At 45.8% G+C, this 20,948-nt stretch carries 23 protein-coding genes; 3 read left to right on the top strand and 20 right to left on the bottom strand.

From position 1 onward, the window contains the following. Positions 1–12: 12 nt before the first annotated feature. The 13 genes from AC3WU2_RS03950 to AC3WU2_RS03890 all read right to left on the bottom strand — a co-directional run bounded on the left by AC3WU2_RS03950 (position 13) and on the right by AC3WU2_RS03890 (position 11,323). A complete protein-coding gene (locus AC3WU2_RS03950) occupies positions 13–687 on the bottom strand; it encodes an SOS response-associated peptidase (RefSeq protein WP_492451435.1) in 675 nt (224 codons plus the stop codon). A gap of 155 nt (positions 688–842) precedes the next feature. Continuing rightward, positions 843–1,079: a glutaredoxin family protein gene (locus AC3WU2_RS03945; protein WP_018757968.1), complete on the bottom strand. Its 237-nt coding sequence runs from the start codon at positions 1,077–1,079 to the stop codon at positions 843–845. Between the two features lie 70 nt (positions 1,080–1,149). After that, the gene (gene trxB / locus AC3WU2_RS03940) at positions 1,150–2,082 is read right to left on the bottom strand and encodes a thioredoxin-disulfide reductase (protein WP_314586290.1); all 933 of its coding nucleotides are present in this window, start codon (positions 2,080–2,082) and stop codon (positions 1,150–1,152) included. 33 nt (positions 2,083–2,115) lie between these two features. Continuing rightward, a complete protein-coding gene (locus AC3WU2_RS03935) occupies positions 2,116–2,742 on the bottom strand; it encodes an FMN-dependent NADH-azoreductase (RefSeq protein ID WP_492451432.1) in 627 nt (208 codons plus the stop codon). A 164-nt stretch (positions 2,743–2,906) separates the two neighbouring features. Then, positions 2,907–3,569, bottom strand: coding sequence for a response regulator (locus tag AC3WU2_RS03930; RefSeq protein WP_492451430.1), 663 nt, complete (start codon positions 3,567–3,569; stop codon positions 2,907–2,909). 17 nt (positions 3,570–3,586) lie between these two features. Further along, positions 3,587–5,209, bottom strand: coding sequence for a sensor histidine kinase (locus AC3WU2_RS03925; RefSeq protein WP_492451427.1), 1,623 nt, complete (start codon positions 5,207–5,209; stop codon positions 3,587–3,589). A 1-nt stretch (position 5,210) separates the two neighbouring features. Then, complete coding sequence (locus tag AC3WU2_RS03920; RefSeq protein ID WP_492451425.1) at positions 5,211–5,870, bottom strand: Yip1 family protein; 660 nt, start codon at positions 5,868–5,870, stop codon at positions 5,211–5,213. A 149-nt stretch (positions 5,871–6,019) separates the two neighbouring features. Next, a complete protein-coding gene (cobO, locus tag AC3WU2_RS03915; RefSeq protein ID WP_018757962.1) occupies positions 6,020–6,565 on the bottom strand; it encodes a cob(I)yrinic acid a,c-diamide adenosyltransferase in 546 nt (181 codons plus the stop codon). Positions 6,566–6,714: 149 nt separating this feature from the next. Then, entirely contained in the window at positions 6,715–7,863 is a 1,149-nt protein-coding gene (locus AC3WU2_RS03910; RefSeq protein ID WP_492451422.1) for an acyltransferase, read from the bottom strand. A gap of 31 nt (positions 7,864–7,894) precedes the next feature. Continuing rightward, positions 7,895–8,638, bottom strand: coding sequence for an alpha/beta fold hydrolase (locus AC3WU2_RS03905; RefSeq protein ID WP_492451420.1), 744 nt, complete (start codon positions 8,636–8,638; stop codon positions 7,895–7,897). Between the two features lie 104 nt (positions 8,639–8,742). Further along, the gene (locus tag AC3WU2_RS03900) at positions 8,743–9,375 is read right to left on the bottom strand and encodes an SGNH/GDSL hydrolase family protein (protein ID WP_492451418.1); all 633 of its coding nucleotides are present in this window, start codon (positions 9,373–9,375) and stop codon (positions 8,743–8,745) included. 22 nt (positions 9,376–9,397) lie between these two features. Further along, positions 9,398–10,849: an NAD-dependent malic enzyme gene (locus tag AC3WU2_RS03895; RefSeq protein ID WP_492451416.1), complete on the bottom strand. Its 1,452-nt coding sequence runs from the start codon at positions 10,847–10,849 to the stop codon at positions 9,398–9,400. Between the two features lie 168 nt (positions 10,850–11,017). Beyond that, entirely contained in the window at positions 11,018–11,323 is a 306-nt protein-coding gene (locus tag AC3WU2_RS03890; RefSeq protein WP_018757957.1) for a hypothetical protein, read from the bottom strand. A 198-nt stretch (positions 11,324–11,521) separates the two neighbouring features. Here AC3WU2_RS03890 and AC3WU2_RS03885 point away from each other — a divergent pair, with 198 nt between their 5' ends. Further along, positions 11,522–11,923, top strand: coding sequence for a MerR family transcriptional regulator (locus AC3WU2_RS03885; RefSeq protein ID WP_492451414.1), 402 nt, complete (start codon positions 11,522–11,524; stop codon positions 11,921–11,923). Then, positions 11,895–12,215, top strand: coding sequence for a thioredoxin family protein (locus AC3WU2_RS03880; RefSeq protein ID WP_492451412.1), 321 nt, complete (start codon positions 11,895–11,897; stop codon positions 12,213–12,215). The genes AC3WU2_RS03885 and AC3WU2_RS03880 overlap by 29 nt, the downstream gene beginning before the upstream one ends. Here the strand turns inward: AC3WU2_RS03880 and hisC are convergent. After that, positions 12,212–13,270 carry a histidinol-phosphate transaminase gene (hisC, locus tag AC3WU2_RS03875; protein WP_492451410.1) on the bottom strand — a complete coding sequence of 353 codons (1,059 nt, stop codon included), beginning with the start codon at positions 13,268–13,270 and terminating at the stop codon, positions 12,212–12,214. The genes AC3WU2_RS03880 and hisC overlap by 4 nt on opposite strands. Before the next feature lie 121 nt (positions 13,271–13,391). Between hisC and AC3WU2_RS03870 the strand changes: the two genes are divergently transcribed. Then, positions 13,392–13,796 (top strand): thiol-disulfide oxidoreductase DCC family protein, encoded by a 405-nt coding sequence (locus AC3WU2_RS03870; protein ID WP_492452182.1) that lies wholly within the window; start codon positions 13,392–13,394, stop codon positions 13,794–13,796. Between the two features lie 13 nt (positions 13,797–13,809). Here AC3WU2_RS03870 and AC3WU2_RS03865 read toward each other — a convergent pair whose 3' ends face one another. The 6 genes from AC3WU2_RS03865 to AC3WU2_RS03840 form a co-directional block, all read right to left on the bottom strand. Continuing rightward, a complete protein-coding gene (locus tag AC3WU2_RS03865; RefSeq protein ID WP_379343417.1) occupies positions 13,810–14,256 on the bottom strand; it encodes a GNAT family N-acetyltransferase in 447 nt (148 codons plus the stop codon). Positions 14,257–14,401: 145 nt separating this feature from the next. Continuing rightward, entirely contained in the window at positions 14,402–14,584 is a 183-nt protein-coding gene (locus AC3WU2_RS03860; protein ID WP_314586266.1) for a hypothetical protein, read from the bottom strand. Positions 14,585–14,680: 96 nt separating this feature from the next. Next, positions 14,681–16,531: a ribosomal protection-like ABC-F family protein gene (gene abc-f, locus AC3WU2_RS03855; RefSeq protein ID WP_492451406.1), complete on the bottom strand. Its 1,851-nt coding sequence runs from the start codon at positions 16,529–16,531 to the stop codon at positions 14,681–14,683. Positions 16,532–16,882: 351 nt separating this feature from the next. Beyond that, entirely contained in the window at positions 16,883–18,160 is a 1,278-nt protein-coding gene (gene efeB / locus AC3WU2_RS03850) for an iron uptake transporter deferrochelatase/peroxidase subunit (RefSeq protein ID WP_492451403.1), read from the bottom strand. Between the two features lie 12 nt (positions 18,161–18,172). Further along, entirely contained in the window at positions 18,173–19,408 is a 1,236-nt protein-coding gene (locus tag AC3WU2_RS03845; RefSeq protein ID WP_492451401.1) for an EfeM/EfeO family lipoprotein, read from the bottom strand. A gap of 20 nt (positions 19,409–19,428) precedes the next feature. After that, positions 19,429–20,910 (bottom strand): FTR1 family iron permease, encoded by a 1,482-nt coding sequence (locus AC3WU2_RS03840; RefSeq protein WP_492451398.1) that lies wholly within the window; start codon positions 20,908–20,910, stop codon positions 19,429–19,431. Between the last annotated feature and the right edge of the window lie 38 nt (positions 20,911–20,948).

Here is a 20,948-nt window from a genome sequence, read left to right as displayed (position 1 = left end):
CCCTTTCGCTTCCTATTCCTTCACCCAAGCCATCTTCATATCCATCTGCTGAATACATTCCATCGTATCGAACGCATCATTCGCCAGCAGTGGAGATACGGGATACATATCCATGCGTGCATCCTCATGCGGTCTGAGATAGGATCTAAGATTATTGACACCGCGCAAGTTAGGATCCAGCCAAGCTTCCATTCCCTCTTCATCCAGAATTGCTGGCATGCGGGAATCGAATTCACGTACCGTCGTATTCGCATTTGTCATCAACAATGTGCAGGTTCTGACCTCTACACCTCGTGTATCCCGCCAGTTCTCATACAGCCCAGCAACGCCGAAAATTCCACGATTCTTCATGACGACCCGTATCGGGTAGCTTCTTTTACCAACTGTTCTCCAATAGTAAAATCCGTTGCACGGGATGATGCATCTTCGACGATCGATCATTTTCGGATAAGCGGGGTTCCGATGAACGGCGTCGATATCTGCATTGATCGCGTCCTTTCCCCAGAAAGGAAATAGACCCCAACGACTTTGATCTAGTCTGCGTTCGTTCCCCTCCTGCATTATGATGGCCATATCCTGTGTAGGCGCAATATTGTACCGTTTACGGTAGTAAGTTAATACGGTATCGATCTTAAAATATTCCTGTACTTCATTCAAATCGGCGCTTAACGAAAATCTTCTGCACATGGGCCACACCATCCTTTTGAAGCATATTTTTACCAATTAGCCCTAAATTATTCCACAAAAAAAAGACCGCTTATGCGCTGGGAAATCCCTTGACGCACAAGCGGTAAATGGAGTTTGGATGATGTTAAAATCAATTGCAGTTCAATCGCTAGCGATTAAATACTTAGAACTTGCTTCAATTGCGTGGTGTTAAAGCCGAGGATTTTCTCCTCACCAACAACCGTTACCGGCACGGCACGCATACCAAGGTTGAACAGTTCTTCCATGTATGCTTCGTTCGTGTCCACGTTGCGTTCTTCGAAAGCAACATTGTTCTCCTCCAGGTATTTCTTCACCTGTACACAGTGTGGACAATAGTTACGCGAGTAGACAATGACGTTGTTATCTGCCATGTTCAAATACACTCCTTTTTGATTATAATAGGTATTCAAAAATCGACTAAAGGTGATTTTTGAACTTCATTTAAGCTTCGTGGGCTTCTAAGAAACGTTCGCATTCTAGGGCAGCCATACATCCGCTGCCTGCAGCTGTGATCGCTTGACGATACTTCGTATCTTGGACATCGCCACAAGCGAAGATCCCTGGGATATTCGTCTCGGTAGTACCCGGCTTCACGACAATATAGCCATGGTCATCCGTAGTAACTTGCCCACCTAGGAATTTCGTATTCGGCGTATGACCGATCGTCACGAATAGACCTTCCGTTTCAATAATTTCCTCTTGACCTGTCTCATTGTTACGAACTTTCAGTCCTGTAACACCTTGATCCCCAGCAACCACTTCAAGCGGTGTACGGTTAAGTGACCAACGGATTTTCGGGTTCTGACGTGCACGATCCTGCATAATCTTCGAGGCACGTAGCTCATCACGACGATTCACAACTTCAACTTCCGAGGCAAAACGCGTCAAGAAGTTCGCCTCTTCCATGGCAGAGTCCCCGCCACCCACGACGATAATCTTCTTATTGCGGAAGAAGAATCCATCGCAAGTCGCACAGGTGCTCACACCGCGGCCAACGTTTTCTTTTTCCCCAGGAATGCCAAGATATTTCGCTGAAGCCCCTGTTGAAATAATGAGTGTCTCTGCGGAAATTTGTCCGATTCCTTCCACCGTTAACGTGAATGGACGTACGGATGTATCCACATTCGTCACCCAGCCTGTACGGAACTCAGCACCGAAGCGCTCCGCTTGCTTACGCATATTGTCCATCAATTCAGGGCCTTGGATACCCTCAGGAAAACCAGGGAAGTTCTCCACTTCCGTCGTCGTCGTCAATTGCCCGCCTGGTTCCGGTCCTTCGATCACGAGCGGATTCAAATTCGCACGAGCCAAATAGATAGCTGCTGTGAGTCCCGATGGACCCGTTCCGATTACAATAGATTTATACGTTGTCATGAATACATTCCCCCTGTTATCCTCGAATTTGGATTAGAATCTTGCCGCTAATTTCGCTGCTGCTTCTAGACCTTCTGCTACAATCGCTGCACTGCGATCTGGGAATTGATTATGTCCTTCGATCACAAGTTTCTCAATGTTCGTCACGCCGAACAAATTCATGTTATATTCCATGAACTTAAGCGCCATTTCTTCATGCATACGTGGTCCTTCCGAATATACGCCGCCGCTCGCATTTAGAAGCGCAACTTTCTTATCACCTACAAGTCCTACAGGACCTTGTGCTGTATAGCGGAATGTTTTGCCTGCTTGGTTCAAGTAGTCAATGTACGTGTGAAGTACGGCTGGAACGGACATATTCCATAGTGGGAATGCGAATACGACTTTATCTGCTGCTAGGAATTGATCCAAGTATTTGTTCACAGTAGCTGCGCCAATTTGCTCTTCAGGTGTTGTCTCGAAGCCTTTTGCTGTTTTGAACATCCCATTCATGATTGTTGCGTTGTAATATGGCAAATTCTCTGAGAATAGATCTAGTTCCATAATTTCATGCGATGGATTTGCTTCTTTATAGCTCGATAAGAATGCATTGTACATTTGCACACTCACCGCTTGTTCTGCTGCACGATCATTTGCTTTTACGAATAATACCTTACTCATCGATGTAACCTCCGGTATATGTTGTTGATGTCTTGTTACCTTATGTACTTATGATAACATCAGAATGACAATCTTCCCTCAGCACATCGGATGAACTTGGACTACAAAAAAAGCCCAACAAAATGTTGGGCAGTTCTACGACTTTGGTCGTAGATGGTCTTATGCTATTGGCCTGTCAAACCGTGCTTGATGGCGATAATCGCAGCCTGCGTACGTGCCGTCAACCCCAGCTTGCTCAGAATATTGCTCACGTGGGTCTTCACGGTTTTCTCGGTGATATGAAACGCGGCAGCGATCTCCTTGTTGCTCTTACCGAGCGCAATCCATTCTAATACTTCCTTCTCCCGTGGGGTAAGAACATCCAAGTTGCCATCCAATTCATCCTCTTGAACTGGTGCGGCCGGTTTCTCCACAAGATGGGACATCAATTGTTCCGTTACGCGCGGATGCAGCTGCGCCTGTCCCTGATATACGCCACGAATCGCTTGAGCCAGCTCATCCGGCTGGATGTCTTTCAGTAGATAACCGTTCGCTCCTGCTTGGATGGCAGGCAGCACATGGTCATGATCTGAGAAAGATGTCAGTACAATAACCTTAATATTCGGATGTTTGACCCGAATTTGCTGTGTCGCCTCAATTCCTGTCATTCCTGGCATAAGAAGATCCATAAGGACGACATCCGGTTGCAGCGTCTCGATCTGCTCAATCGCCGATTGTCCGCTCGTTGCTTCACCTACTACTTCTATATCTGGTTGCGTCATCAGATAATACTGAAGCCCGCGTATGACGATCGCATGATCATCTACAATAAGCACTTTGATGCTCATTCGGTCCGACTCCCCCTTCACTTATGATTCGGTATCAATACTCGAATCGTCGTTCCTTCGCCTTTGCGGCTATCTACTACTAATGTACCTCCGAGCGATTCAGCACGTTCGCGCATCGTCCGCATCCCGAGCGTACTGGTTCCATCGATCTTCAGCGGCGAGAATCCATCCCCTTGATCCGAAATTTCCATACAAACGAGCTGCTGCTGTTGTTTCAAATTAATCTGAACCTGAGGGTGTCCAGCATACTTCCGGGTGTTATTGAGCGCTTCTTGCCCAATGCGGAACAGCGCTTCTTCAACGCGGCTCGAGAGATCGAGCATCCCTTCGACACAATTGATCACAACGAGGCCTTGTGCCTTGCCGTATCGGTATAATCCTGTTAAGAGTCCTTGTTCTAGGCCTACCGGACGTAATTGTAAGATTAATGAGCGCATTTCGGTCAGCGCACTCTGCGTTAGATCCTGCATATCTTTCACCGCACGTTTCACCATCTCTGGCGGATTCTCGAGCATGGCCTCCATCCCGCGAGCCGTAAATTGGAGCGAGAACAACATTTGTGATACCGAATCATGCAGATCGCGCGCAAGTCGGTTCCGCTCCTCCCACTTCAGCAGATCAAGCTGTTGTTGATGGAGTCTGGCATTCTCGAATGCTAAGGTAATATGACCTGAGAGCGCTTCGAGCAGCTCCACATCGACCTCATCGAAGCTTCGACATTGTGAGCCAGCGAAAATAACCCCTATCGGCTTATCTCGGAACTGCAGCGGTACGGCTATCGCCGTATGAATGTCTTTCGATATCGCATGGTCCTTATGTTGTTCCTTTGGTTTGCGTCTCCATTGCTGCGTCTCTCCAGAGAGGAAGGCAAGTCCTGCTTCGCCCGCTTGCTTGATCGTATAGAGCTTCCGTCGATGGTGGACTTTTCCATCCTGCCATGAGGTCCGTCTGGAGAGCCCTCCATTCTCCTCCATGAAGAAGGCCGCATAGTCACAGCCTAGCTGCTCGCCGATCCAACGTGTTACAAGATCCGGGATTTGCTCGGTAATGAGCAGCTTACCCAGGTCGCGGGCCAATTCCCCTAGCTTCGAATACAAGTCAGCTCTCTTCTGCTGCGACTGATATAATAACGTGCGCTCTACAGCGGTTCCTACCTGAAAAGCAATAGATTCCATTAACGTTAATTCTTCTTGGCTAAAATGCTCTTTACCTGCTGCCGCAACATTCAAGATCCCGAATCGCCGGTTCCCCGCCGTCAAAGGAATGGTTGCATGATGCGTAATCCCTTCGGTATCGCCATATTTGTAAGCAACCGCCTGATCAAGCCGTTGACAATAAATCGTATTTACGGCTGCTTTCAGTTTCCCATTCCAATACCCATCAAGACACCAGCATGACCCCGTCGTTAATAGCTTACGATCATCGGCCTCAAGCGCTTCGGGCAGCTGAAAGTCTGCAGGGCAAGAATAATAATCCGAGCAATCTTCAGCGAGAAAAATCCATCCCGCATGCATATCCGTTAATTCAACCAGTTTACGAAGGACCGAATTTAATAGAATTTCCAGATCATTGGTCTGATTAATCGTCTCTGCAATGGATTTAATGACGAGCAGCTCATGCACTTTGAATTCTTTGCTCATCTTAACCACCAAACCCGAACCCGAAGGAGAAGACGCTAAGCATCAAACCGATAACAAGTGTAAGGACTAAGATGACAACAAATGCAATAACAAGTGCCAAGATTACATTCAGAAGTGCCATCCAGCCCGAAAATTTCTGAACCTCACTGAGTGTTAGAATATAGACAACAACAGCCCAGAACGACAAGATAATTTCAATAGAAGTAAAAACAATCAGCAGCAGCTTCAAATTTGGATTCGCATCCATCATTGGCGTCACTGTCGTGAACATCTCGTGCCCGAAGATCAGCAGTTCTGGAATCCAGAGCACACCCACCCAGATGAGGATAACGTTCGACCAAGCCGTTGCCGTGAGCACCTCATGAAAAGAAGCTTGCCCACCAATCCACTTGCCAGTGAATGACATAATCCAGCTAATGAGGTACAGACTAATTAATCCACCAATGAATCCAAAAATAAGACTCATGAGAATAATCGTCGCCGTTCCCATATGATCGCCCAAGCTTCGGGTTGTCGCTTGATCTAAGGCGCGTAGAATGCCGCTAACGCCTGCGAGTATTAGGATATTTCTTCTGGAGTCCTTGCCACTTAGAATGTCACGGATGACTTGTCTTGGCCGTGTCCAAATATGAAGCCAAGGATTTAGCCTTTCATTCGTCACTTCATAATCCCCCTGTAGCTTATGTATTGATTCAGCTAGAATGATGATGAATCCTTATTAATTTACCATAATCATGCCCAGAATAACATGATAGACAACAACACTCCGAATCCAAATGGACTCGGAGTGTTTAAGTGACAATCACATCATTAGAATTCAATACCTATTACAGCGGGGACGCCTTCTTCATAATAATGTTTGACCGGCTGCATCTCGCTGACCAAATCGGCAATCGCAATGATCTCTGGACGTGCAGAGCGACCGGTAATGACAACATGCATCCCAGCAGGACGGTTCTGGATCATGTCGAGCACTTCGTCAAGTGGCAGTACATCATCAATTGGAAAGCTGGTAATGGCAAGCGCATTGTTCAGTTCATCGAGAACCACAACATCATACAAGCCAGATTGAATCGCTTCTTTCGCCGCAGCCAGAGCTGTCTTGAACGCTTCGCGGTGCTCTTCCGGCGTCTTCGTCCAAGTAAATCCAATACCCAATTGCCGTACTTCAACACCGAGCTTCTCGAGCGCGATTTGCTCCCCGTAGGAGCGCTGTGGGCTTTTAATAAATTGAAGAATTAGGGCTTTGTAGCCACGACCTACTGCACGAACACATAGTCCAACGGCTGCTGTCGTCTTTCCTTTTCCATCCCCAGTATAAACAAGCGTAAATCCCCGTTCTATTTTCCGAGGCATGCGCATCTCCTCCTTAATCGTTCATCTAAGCCAGCTGCACCTTGAAGGCACAGCACCTTGATTCATCACGTATTCAATTCTCATTCATCGTACCATTTGGTTAGAAATATTGTCCATCTTATTGCTGACTGTCATAGACTCCGTTCGAATTATGCCTCTACTCTCTGCTTCGACTTCGGGTTTCGTACCTGTATGCCAACGATCCACTTTCCATAAGGGATTCGACTTAGAATGACGGTTAATAACACGGAAGTCCCTGCTGCAATCCCCATCACAATCAACATTCGTGCCGTGACGGTTAGTTCCAGCAATAGGTAACGATCCACGATATAGCCTAGTCGAAGCGTGGCTGCATGGGCCAGATAAGCCCCATAGGAATACATCCCGATCCAAGTCAATAGCCGATTGATGTGAGCAGTAGATTGACGTGTGCAAATGATGGCGAGATGATACACCGCAAGAATGGAACTCATTAAAAATACAGCCATAAGCGGTCGGAGCAAAAATACTTGATAGAAATTGAATTTGATCCCTTGCGATGTCTGAAAAGCCCCAACCGAGATATAGACATAATATCCGAACAATCCGATGAATACGGTCCAATAGATGAATTTATACCTCTCAATGATTCGTTTCCATTGTTCAAAATGCAGCCCAGCTGCCGCGCCCATCACGAAATAAAAATAATAATATAATGCGTTCCGATCTGCATATTTGTTGAAAAGATCTGTAATTACGGGGATCGGATGCAGCTTCGTCCACTGCCCTAAATCAGACACATGTCCCATAAGAACAATATATAATACGCCTGCCAACATCAGAGCAGCGACTCCTCGCCAACCCGTCAGCTTCGCGTGAAGCCAGCGAATCGCGATTCGCCATAAGGGGAACAACAGATAGAACTGCATGATCATCACGACGTACCAGAGATGATAGCTAGCTTTACCCGTGAAGCCCATTTGCAGGAACAGCCACAGATCATTCCACCCATATGTGGAAACATAATAGATCGCAGACCATATCAAATAGGGTAGAATAATATCGCTAAAGCGTTTCTTGATAAAATCTCCATAGTTAAAATCGTCTTTATCATTGTAGAACAAGACAAGGCCCGTAATGAATACGAACACAGGCACTGCAAATTTAGCGAGCACGAGGAGAATAGCCATCATCACGCCATCCTCGAGCTGCATCTCAGGAACCGCTGCATAGTGGGCGACAGCATGCTGCATGACAACAGCAAGAAAGGCCAGACCACGCAACGATTGAATCTCTAATATCTTCGGTTTTCGATTCATATGGACTCCTTACCAAATAACTGATAACGTATTACGGTTGAACCTTCGACGGACCAATATTGGCAACCCACTTCACGACCGCTTGCACCACTTGCGTACGTTGTTCTTCCGGTGTGATAGTAGCTAGTCCATCCCCTTTTTGAGGACCATAATCCCCGAATTGCGCATGATTTCCACCCTCGACCGTCAGGGTCTGAGTTGTCCTCGGGAGATTGGAACGATAACGGTTATAAGTATCTAGATCTAATACTTGATCATGAGAAGCAAGGATCGAGAGTACAGGCAAGGTTTGTGGTTGATCCGAATAGGCCCCTAGGAAGAATAAGCCCTTCACGTTACTTGGTTTCGACGCGGTATACCGTGCTGCGTATGTACCTCCCATGGAATGACCGCCAATGACAAAGGGCTGATCAGGGAAACGATTCATTAGAAGATTCGCACGATTCCCCCCCAATTGAGCAAGATTTAGTGGCAATCTAACGATGATCGTCCGGTACCCGAGTGTTGCAAAATCTCTTGCCAGCGGCGCGTAGCTCTCGGCCTCTACCTTTGCACTTGGATAGAAAACAATCCCGACTTGTTGGATGGGTTCGTGAGCAGGTTCAATGGTTATTCCATAAGAATCAGTTGTGACTTTAATGGTATTATTCCCTTGCATTGCTTGAACAGCCGATGGAGCAGGCTTATACGGCCAGAGATACCAAGCTGCCGTTCCGAGCAGAAATAAGAACACAACGGACAAGGCGAGTATGATCTTCTTCGTTCTTTTTTGCATTCCATCATCCTCCTCCTATAAAGCCCTTCCAATTATCATAACAAAAGAACGCTGCCTGTGCATCTTTCAGCGGCAGGACAGCGTTCTTCTTAATCAGTATACCGTTATGAAATGGCTTGTACCGCTTGCAGCCATGCTCTAGCAATCAATCCGTTACCCGCTACCGATGGATGAACTCCATCTTCTGCCCAATACGATGGAGGCGTCTGCGTAGAATGTTGGGCGAATATGCCATCGAGTGGAATATATATCGCTTCAAATTCTGCTGCTAGATCACGAACAGCTTGAATCTTCGGATCCAAATCTTCGCGCCATGTTCTGCGATCCTCAGGAACCGGTAATACAAAAGGCTCACAGATGATTAACTTCGCACCGAGACGCTCTTTCGTTTGACGCAAAAGATCACGGTAGCCATCCTTGAATCGCTCAACTGATGTCGGATCATTAGAATCATATCGTCTCCATACATCATTGATCCCGATTAGGATCGATACCCAGTTCGGCTTGAGATCGATACAATCCTCCTGCCAACGGGATTGCAGGTCGACAACACGATTGCCGCTAATCCCACGATTATAGAACTGAACTCGTTGATTCGGGTAAAGTGCGTTGAACATCCCAACTACCATGTTCGCGTACCCATTTCCCAAATCTTTCGGGTTACGATAATCGCGCCCGCAATCAGTCACACTATCCCCTTGAAAAAGTACCACTTCTCCTGCTTGAATCAAAGTCATCACTAGAATCTCCTCTATAGGTTTAGACCAAGTCCGCATACCCCGGATCCTCTGCGAATGTCTCATGGCGATGACGGCGTGCTACGCCTGCCTCATAGGCAGCATGGCTTACCGCATCACGAACTTTCGCAGCAACCTCGGAATTGAATACGCTTGGAATGATATATTGTTCATTCAGTTCTTCATCCGTAACGACAGAAGCAATCGCATAGGCAGCTGCCAGCTTCATACTCTCCGTCACACGAGAAGCTCTACAATCGAGCACACCCCGGAACATGCCAGGGAAACAGAGCACGTTATTGATTTGGTTCGGATAATCAGATCTTCCCGTAGCCATGACGCGAACATAAGGCTCTGCAATTTCTGGAGATATCTCAGGCGTTGGATTCGCCATCGCGAACACGATTGGATCCGCTGCCATGTTCTTCACATCTTCAAGCTTCAGAACATTCGGTCCAGATACCCCGATAAAGACGTCTGCGCCTTGAATGACTTCACAAAGCTGCCCTTGAACAAGATTTGGGTTCGTTATGGCCGCATATGCACCAAACACACTATTTTCCTCATAATCCCCTCGTACAATTGCACCCGTCTTGTCAACACCAATTACGTTCACGGCACCCGCAGCGAGTAATATTTTCGTACAAGCAATACCGGCTGCACCAATGCCACAGACAACAATTTTACACTCTTCTAACCTCTTACCGGCAATTTTCAGCGCATTGATTAGACCTGCCAGGAGGACGACAGCCGTGCCGTGCTGATCATCATGAAATACAGGGATGTCCAATTCCTCAATCAATCGTTGTTCAATTTCGAAGCAGCGCGGCGATGCGATATCCTCGAGATTGATTCCACCGAACGATGGCGCGATGGCCTTCACGATTTGAATAATCTCTTCTGTATCCTGTGTATTCAGACAGATCGGGAACGCATCCACATTCGCCATTTGCTTGAATAACATGGCTTTCCCTTCCATGACAGGCATGGCTGCTTCAGGCCCAATATTACCAAGTCCTAGAACCGCGGAACCGTCTGATACAACAGCAACCGTGTTGCGTTTGATCGTAAGAGAATGCGCTTTCAAAGGATCTTCATGAATCGCCATACAAACTCTTGCAACACCTGGTGTATACACGCGGGATAGATCCGCACGGTTCTTAATTGGCATTTTCGGAAGCGTCTCAATCTTACCTCCCAAATGCATCAGGAAGATTTGATCAGATATATTAATGATGCGTGTGCCTCGTAGTCTTTTCAACCCTTTTTCAATAGCGTTTTGCTGAGCGTCATCCCCAATTTGAATGGTGATATCCCTTGTTGTTGTCTTCTTGGTTGATTTCACAACGTCAATCGCAACGATATCCCCTCCCGCTTCTGTAATCAGCGTTGCTACTTTTCCGAACGTAACAAGTTCCTTATCCATTTCGAGACGTAAAATAATTGTTGTACTCCCACTGTTTGAACTGGACATTGATCATTTCCTCCACCGGTATACGACTTGAAATCATAGACATGCTCCGATCAATAACATAACGTGAATTGTTAAATTATACAAGGGTAAATTCGTAAGATTTCATCAAACAAAATGCCTCCCTAAGGAGGCATTTCACTTCACGCATATTAAAAGCAAATAACCACTTTATAGAGGTCTGCTCTTCGGTATAAAGTTCGCAATGACGGATTTCAATTCAGTATCTTCAACGTAGTCATCGGTCTTCTCGCCCATATCGAATTTCTTCACCCGGATCGTGTAGGGATCATGTGGGACAATCGAACGAAAACTATAACTTTCCGGATCTTCTACAGTTACTTCCAAATCGATATCTTTGAACATCTGAACCAGATCATGGATCGACGGCTTCTGCCCTGGCTCCACATCAACAATCCCCCGAAGCGGACTCACTTTATCTTTGCGAACAAGTTCAAAATGCACGATGCATTCCATATGTAGTTCACCCCTATCCTTATCTATGATGTATTATAACCACAACCGAACATATCACCATGTGATCTTGATCACATTTTACTTTGAAATTGAAGGAAATGAACCGGTATGTTACCTATTGACCCTGACATTAATGTTAGGGTTTATAATCAAGTTATCATCCCGTACAACAATCATCGAAGAAAGGAGCCCTGACCATTGCAAATCGGTGAATTAGCAAAAAACACGGGAGTCAGCATTCGATCCTTACGCTACTACGAGCAGCAGGGGCTGATCGCTGCAGATCGTCAAGAGAATGGGTACCGGACCTATAATCCGCTTATGATCGAGAAAGTAAATACGATTAAGTTCTATCTAAGCCTTGGCTTTACAACAGAACAGATCGCCGGCTTCTTGCACTGTGTCATGATGAACAAAGAGTCCTTCTGCAGTCAAATTGTCCCCATCTATCGCCAAAAGCTTGCAGAGATCGAAGATCAAATTCAACTGTTGAGTCAGATCAGAGCAAATCTTCTGGATCGCATTGAAGCGGTCACAGACGAAAATCCTAACCTATTGGAGTGTGAATCCCATGTCCATAATGACATTAAATCAAGATAACCTGAATCAAATCCTTACACCTAGCGGTGTGACGCTCGTCGAATTTGGCGCTCCATGGTGCCCGCCATGTAAAGCCCTTCTCCCAATCTTGGATGAACTCGATCAAGAACTCGGATCGAACGTATCGATTATCAAGATCAATGTCGATGAATCTCCGGAATCCAGTTCACAATATCATATTATGTCTCTTCCTACCGTCATGATCTTCAAGGATGGTGTCCCGCAAGATAAGCTCGTAGGACTACGGCCCAAATCTGTCTATCTTGAAAAGATGAAGCAGCATATTAGCTAATTCATCATCTCTTCCAGCGTGTTGATCAATGCTTGCATTTCCTCATCTGTTCCTATACTCACCCGCAAGTATTGATCAATACGAGGCTGGTTAAAATAACGCACCAAAATTCCTCGTTCTCTTAACAACTGGAATAAGCTGCTAGCCATATGATCAGGATGTGTAATGAATACGAAATTCGCTAGGGATTCTGGCACAAGGAACCCAAGATCTCTCAGTTTATTAACCGTCCATGTTCTTGTCGCAATGACCTTCGCATTCATCGCTGCGAAATATTCCTGATCTGTAAAAGATGCTTCAGCCCCAGCAAGAGCTAGTCGATCAAGGGTATAGGAATTGAACGAATTCTTAATTCGGTTCAACCCTTCAATTAATTCAGGGTGTCCTATTGCATACCCTACGCGTAGACCTGCTAGAGAACGTGATTTCGAGCAAGTCTGAATGACTAGAACATTAGGAAACTCATCGACAAGTTTCACCGCAGATTCCCCGCCAAAATCAATATATGCTTCATCAATCATGACGACTTGATCAGGATTATGCTCGAGAACAGAACGTAAATGCTCCACAGGAACAAACGTCGACGTGGGTGCATTCGGATTCGCGATGACAATACCGCCGTCACTGCCATAGAATCGCTCAAGCGGCAGGTTGAAATCTGCATCCAGCGGAATTCGATCTACGGTAAGTCCATATAGCTTGGCATAGACCTGATAGAAGCTGTATGTAATATCAGCGAACCGGATGGCGCGTTCCGGACTGAAGAATGCTGCAAATGCGAATCCAAGGATCTCATCCGATCCATTGCCTACGAATACTTGATTAGGCGATACAGCATAATAGTCTGCAATCGTTCGAATCAGTGCATCACTGGTTGGATCGGGATATAACCGCAAGTCATCATTTGCCGCCTCTTGTATGGCATTCAAGACAAGCGGTGACGGTGGATAAGGATTCTCGTTCGTATTTAATTTAATATACGTCTTATCCTTGGGCTGCTCCCCTGGCACATACGGTGTTAAAGATGCCGTCACCTGATTCCAATATTTACTCATTTCATGATCCTCCCATGGATATTGTAACTTCTTGCCCAAGGTAGCGAAGGTGCTTGTGTCATGGTATGCTGTGATAAACGTCTGTGCCAAGCCATAGCCCTGCATGTAAGGAGCGTTGATGATGACCCCTAATTCAAAGGCAGTAATTCTATTTGACGGTGTATGCAATTTCTGCAATAACAGTGTTCAATTTATTATTCGTAGAGATCGAGAAGCATACTTCTCCTTCGTCTCTCTTCAGAGCGAGACGGGTGCACAGCTACTCCGCGAACATTCTTATACCAATGAATTGAACAGTGTCGTCGTGATCGACCAAGGACGGCTGTATACGAAATCTGACGCAGCATTGCAGATCATATGGCATTTTCACGGCTTGTGGCGAATGGCTCGCATCCTTCGATGGGTGCCTCGTCTAGTAAGGGATCACGCATATGACATCATAGCCAAAAATCGATACCGTTGGTTCGGTACACGTGAAAGCTGCATGCTACCTTCACCAGAAATACGATCACGTTTCCTGGATTAGTCGATTGATTGACCTACAGCATCTTCCGGAAACCTTGAACAGCGTCCAATGCGTATCCTAAAGATGCATAGAATTGATGCGCTTCTTTACGGTATGCACTCGATACGAACATGATATATCCGCATTCATTTGCATTTGCTATTTTTTCGATCGCAAGCATCAATTTCTTACCTACGCCATGTCCTTGGAATCGGGAGGAAACAATGACATTCTCCACGACCATGAACGGTTTGCAGGACCCTACAAGATCATGGCATAGAATGCCCATGACCGATCCGGCTAATACGCCGTCCACTTTATAGCCAAGCAAATGGTATGCCTCATTTCCACGCATCTTCTGGTAAACAGCTTCCACCTGCGCCAAATTGCTTCCTTCACCAATTAATTCTTCATAGAGTGCTTGGAGTTCTGGTAAATCTTCTGTAACAATCGGTTGAATCATAGCCTTTTTCACTTCCATTTCAATTCTTCATCTTGTTCGGTATTGTACTATCATAACACTTCCAGAATCTCCATGAAACCACAAAACCTCTAACCCACCCTTGGTTCAAGGATGAGTTAGAGGTTCAATGTGTAAAACTATTAATTAGTCGTTGCCAACTTACTTATGCGTATTGAAGCTTCATGTATTTGGTTGTCTCACAGCTTTCTTGCTCTTCTTCCGCAGCCATACCTGCCCAGCAAGCTCTGCACTGCTCTTCTGTTGTACATTTCGATGCATCATCGCACATATAGCAAAATCTCATATAGTTTTGTGTCATTTCATCCGTGAAGTTCGCGTTTTTCATATTCGTCAACTCCCTTTCGTTTATGACACCACTATATCATAAGGAACTCCAATAATTTGTGATAATATTCACATTATATATCTCTGATTGCGATATTTACGATTTTAACCTTTCGATCTCTGCTTTAAGCTTCCGAATCTCGCCAATATAATCCTTGGACTCGCTCTCCGATGGATCCATCAACTTCTGGGTTAGTGCGAGCTCCAATCGCTGAAGGCGATCTTGGTCTTCACGATTCAACCCGCCATGCGCTCGCGTATTCCGATGAGCAATAAACTCTTCGTACGTTCCATCGAACAATTGGACCTCACCCGCTTCGAGCCGACAGATTCGATTCGCCAATTGTCCAATTAGATATCGATCATGAGATACGATGACAATCGCGCCCGGATACTCTCGGAATGCTTCTTCGATCTTCTCCTGCGTCGCAATATCCAAATAATTGGTCGGCTCATCCAGTACCAGCATATGCGCATCACTAAAATATAATTTGATGAACGCAACCCTGCACCGTTCGCCCATGCTAAGGTCTTTAATCTGCTTAAATACGTCATCCCTCGAGAATAAGAAGCAGCCTAATATAGTTCTGGCATAGGTTTGCGTCATATTCGGAAGCACCAGTAAGCTGTCTAAGATCGTCATCTCTTCTTCTAGATTCTCGAGCTCTTGCGAGAAATAGCCAATCTTAAGCTGAGGATGATGCTTCACGTATCCTTCGGTAGGCGAGAGTTCGCCGATCATTACTTTTAACAATGTGGATTTTCCTGCACCATTGGCTCCCATCACCGCAATCCGATCTGCTCGCTCGACTTGCAGCTTCAAATTCGTAAAGATCAATTCCGAATCTGGATAAGCAAAAGCAACCTCCTCCATACGAATCAATGTATTCGATACGAGTGAATCCGCTTCGAACTGGACATGGATTTTCGAATCGTCTTTCGGTTTCTCAACGCGATTCTGTTCAAGGCGTTCCAGTTCCTTCTCCTTCGCATGGTAGCGCGTAATATTCTTCATTGCTCGCGCTTTGTAATATGATTTCGTAATGGCTACCTCGGTTTGCGTTCCAGCTCGACGTTCAGCGGTATTGAACCATTGCTGATAGCGCCTGATACATTCGAGCAGAGCTTCCTTCTCTTGCTCCTGTTTCTTGTAGAGTGCCGCTTGGGTCTGCAATTCAATATCTTTCTGACGACGGTAGTCCGAATACCCACCTGCATATCTTGTACAGCCCTTCGGCGTAAGCTCCAAAATCGCGGATGCTGTCCGATCCAGAAATGTACGGTCATGCGAGACCATGAGAATCGTTCCTTTATACGAGGAGACCCATTCCTCAAGCCATTCTAGCGTTTCGCTATCAAGATGATTCGTCGGTTCGTCAAGCAGCAGGAATCGAGGATTGGCGACCAGAATGCGCGCTAGCTGGGCTTTGGTCTTCTGACCCCCGCTTAAATCGGTGTAGGGTTGATTCCATACGGCTATATGTAATCCCACACGCTGCATACATGTGTCGATGTGAACTTCAAATTCATAACCGCCCAAGGATTCAAAACTCGTATACGCTGCTTCATACATCACGAATATATCTTCATGCTGATGGTCATCGGATCCATGCTGTAGAGCAGATTGTAAATTTTCCATCGTTATTTTAGCTGCGTACCACTCCGTCATCCCTTGCTGAACGAAGTCGCGTGTCAGGACATTCGAATCGATCTCCAATTGCTGATCTAACGTACCCCATGCTGTAACAGGGAGCATACGTTGTATGGTTCCTCCATCCAACTCCAACCTACCCAGCAAGGCTTGCAACAACGTTGTTTTGCCGACACCATTCTTGCCGAACAGCGCGACATGCTCCCCTTCTACGATTTCTAGGTTGACCTGTTCAAAAATGACTTTCCCATTATATTCTTTGGATGCTTGATTTACTTTTAAAAGTGTAGATTTCATACACATTCCTCCAATCGTCATGAACAACAAAAAAATCCACGGCCGCATCTGACCGTGGATATCGCAAACGAAATGTGTATGGGGTAAGACAAGATGAGTACACGAATAAGAGAAGCCGCCTACTCTACCTCCATGAGGTGCAGCAACACTTCACTCGTATACATTAAATCAGTCCCCGTAAATAGACACACGTATCTCGTTCACTCTACCCTCGGCAGAGGCCGCTTGAATACCTTTATTCAAGTTAGCGACGAAAATAACGTGTAATTACTTCATTGGACTGTGTGTACCTCCGTAAATTCATAAGATGAAGACATCATAGCATGTTCAGTGAACAATCTCAAGCAATTCCTAGCTGAATAAGCCTTCGCCAATGAAAGAATTCGCATTCTTCACACCTGGCGGAACGACGAAATAACCGCCACCCACCGTCTGGGTATATTTCATCAGCTGATCCAATTGCTTCGCATTCGTTAACCGATTCTGGATCGATTCGAATTGTGTCTGAAAATTTCGGTTAAAGCAGATGAACATGAGTCCTGCATTCATTCGTCCCACCTCATCTAGCCCATCCATGAAGTTGTACCCACGGCGGAGAATGCGCTCGCGTTCGGATTGTTCCCCATTGCGCGGATTCGACAGACGAATATGGGAATCAAGCGGTGTAACCTTACCATTCGTATCGTTCTTAAAGTTAGGCTCATCATGCTCATTAATGCCGTCCATCGGGGCACCGGTAATCTTCTGCCGTCCAATTGTATCTTCCTGCGTCTTGTAAGACAATTGATCCCAAGTCTCGATACGCATCTGAATCCGGCGGACTACCATGTAAGTCCCTCCAGCGAGCCAAGCTGGCGCATCTTTGCCGTTAAGCCATACGTTATTGTTCATAAATGCATCATCGTTCAGGCGAGGATTATTCGTACCATCCTTGAATCCGAATAGATTCCGAGGGGTACCTTCGGGCTTCGTGCCGAACTGACCTGTATGCTGCCAGCGCATATGCGCGATCCCACTCGAAGCAATCGATAGATTACGTATCGCATGGAAGCAGACCACAGGGTCGTCTGCACAAGCTTGAACAACCATATCGCCATGCGTTAATGGCTCTTTGAGCGCATCGAGATGGAAGATCGGCATTTGCCCGAATCCTTTTGGTTTTTTACTGGATAAACCGAGCTTATCGAATAAGCTCGCGCCAAATCCTATCGTAATGGTCAATTTAGCTGGGCTGAGTCCAACTTCTTCCCCTGTATCCAGCGGTGGAAACTTCGCATTTTGAGTTTCATCACTCGGCGGCTTTCCAGCTGTCATCCGTGCGATCATTTTCGTCCATGTTTTAAGTAAATCCTTGACATCATTCCGATCCTCCGAGATCAGGTCAAATGCTGTAATATTAAGAAACTGCTGTCCCGGAGTTACGATTCCAGCTTGGTGAACGCCAAAAAACGGCTCCTTATCGGGAGCTGTTTTCGGGTTTGTTGCTGTTGCGTTCGATGGGGGTTCTGGCGTCGGATCCACCACGCCTTGTACACGGCTAGGCAGATCGATCATATTCCCAATGACAAGACCTGCTGCGCCAGTAACCGCCATGCCTAGAAATTTGCGTCGACTAAGTTGTTTAGACATGTATCTATCCCCTTATTGTCCTAAAGTTCCAGGAAGTTTGACCATGGGTACTGCCAAAGCTTCTAGTTTATTCTTGAGGTCCATTTGCTGTGTCTGGCTTAATTTATCATAAGGTGTATATACGCCGTTCGGTGTGAAATCATCGATCTGTTTCAGCACAGTTTTCAGGTTCTTATCAATTTTTTCTTCTAATGAAGCATCTTTCTTCTTCAGTTCTACACGTAAGAGTTCGAAAATTTTCTGTGCTCCATCTACATTCGCTCTCAGAACTGGAAGCGTCGCTTGACTCCACCGTTCTTCCTCACCTGTAATTTTTTTGGACTGCGCTTCTTCCATCAATTCACCTACACCTGTAACGAACAATGTTGGATCAATCTGCATGGCTGCAATCTCTTCACGCATTTTCTTACCGTCGTCAAGAAGGCGTTCTGCGAACTTCACCGCGCCCTTCGTCTCTTTCTTCACGAATAATAAATGTTCAATACGGTGGTAACCTGTAAAGTTCTCATCTTCTTCATTCGCAAAATCATCCACACGCGCATCCATCGTACCGTCCAACTCTGCAAATAGCTCGATCACTGGCTCAATCCGCTCATAAGGAAGACGAGATTTTACGTATTGATCTTGAGCTTTCTTCAAGTCGCCGCCTTTAATCTCTTTGAGCAGTGCTTCAAGTCCAGTAACCAAAGCATCGCCCTGCTCTTGCACATATTTCGCGTATTCCTTCGTCGCAGCTTGAATTTCAGCTGACTGTTCCAGGGAATCTTTATTGACCGCACCCTCACCGGACTTCAGCGTATCGCTAAGCTGCTGCAAGGCAGGTAGGAGAGAATCATTTAATGTCGTTAATACATCGTATTCGAGTGCCGATTGTTTACCGCCAGCAATTAATGTGTTTAAATATTTCTCTACATTCACATATTGATCAGGCAATTTGGTCTTCACGTCATTCTCGAAGGAGAGCCATTCTTCATCGATTTTCTTCGTCAGCTCTTGAACCTTTGCAGCATCCTTCGCTTCCAACGCTGACTTCAACTCGCCTGAAGTCGCGATCATGCTGTCAGTTCCAGTCTGTGGATCTACCGTCGATGCTGCAGTCTGGCTCGCATTTTCACCGGTTTGCGTCGTTTCAGTAGTTGATGCTTTCACACTCGCAGCATCCTCTTTCGTACCACAAGCCGTCAATGCCGCTGCGAATAATGAGATGCATACCAAGAAGGATGCAAGTTTTAATTTTGTATTTTTCATTCTTTATGACCCTCTCTCTATTAACCTGATATTGGTTTTATCATTTTTTTCTTCGTCTGAACACGTTGATAGATAATTACAATGATTGCAATTGCAACAATGATGAGCTGCGGAATCGCACTTTGCCAAGATGGGTAGAGTGCTATGAAATGAATGCTTGGGAAAGGCGCCTCGGTCGATGGGATCGCACTCGCCAGCTGTAGACTATGAATGCCCATACCTGTAAATTTGAGACACAGATAGAATACAATAATACTAGATACGATAAAGAACGGCCGGATTGGGAGCTTAACCCCAATGGTCAGCATTAGATATGCAACAATCGCTAATACGCCAAAACCAATCAAAATCCCAAAAATCAAATTCTGCATGGATATCTGGTTCACCATCCCGATGAGGAACAACACCGTCTCGGTTCCCTCACGGAAAATGGCTAAGAATGAAAGTAGGCCTAAGGAGATCATCTGTCCCGTCTCCATTGCGGTACGGCTCTTATTCTGAATATATTGCTGCCAATCCTTAATACTCGACTGCCGATGCAGCCAGTAACTCATATAAAGCAGCATGACTGCCGCGATAATCCCCGTCCAGCCATTGATCATGAAATTGTTCTCACCAAATGCACCGGATGAGAATACGAATTTCACAATAATTGCGAGGATCAAACTAAATAATAAACCTGCAGCAATCCCCGTCCAAATCCATGTCTTTCCTTTCTTACTCTCCGGCCCCGGACTACGCTTCACGAAGGCAAGCAATGCTCCTACGACAAGCAGCGCCTCTAGTCCTTCACGGATCGGAATCATCGCGGCATCCATCATCGTATATTCTGTCTTCGATGCTAGAGGTGTTAAGTATGTAATCATACTTGCAATCGTCTTGCCTGCACCTTCCAGATCGCCTTGTTCTAGCATCGCTTGAATCACGACAAGATCACGTTCGGAATCACTATATACTGTACCTGATTGTGCGACTACAGCCCCTTCCACACTTAACCAGGATTGTCTTGCTTTCTTAATCTCAGTTAACGCAGCATCTGAATTGGATTGATCTACAGCCTCTTTGGTCTTCTGCAGAATCACGATAAAATCAGATAATGTAATATCCTCTTGTTTAAATCCCGCTCCAGATGTATAACCGTTCGATATATATTTGTTGTTCACGGCCTGAAGGTCTGTGAGTGCCTTGGCTAAATCTTCCTTCTTGCTCTTAATGGCCGCATAATCGAATTGGCCCATTGCAGATTCAATATCCGTATAAGCCTTTGCTGAATCTGGCTTAATGTTGGTTTCGATCTCAAGCCATGTCTTGCGGAACTCTTCAAAACTCGCCTTCGCTGCCTCTAGATCGCCTTTCTCGACTTCGGATACCGCTTGGTCTAACACCTTATTCGCTTGCGCGAGTTGATCTTGACCTTTCGTTGCAGCCATAGCCGTCAAAGGACTCATCACGAGCATGACGATGAAGAGGATCGATAGGACGGGCTTCAGCGTTCTTTTCATATACCTTTCGCCTGCCTTTATCTCTATATTATCAACAA

This window comes from Paenibacillus sp. EB106-05-06-XG162, assembly GCF_058791655.1.
Note: the sequence above shows the minus strand (reverse complement) of the source record. Positions and strands in the feature narration are given on the sequence as shown.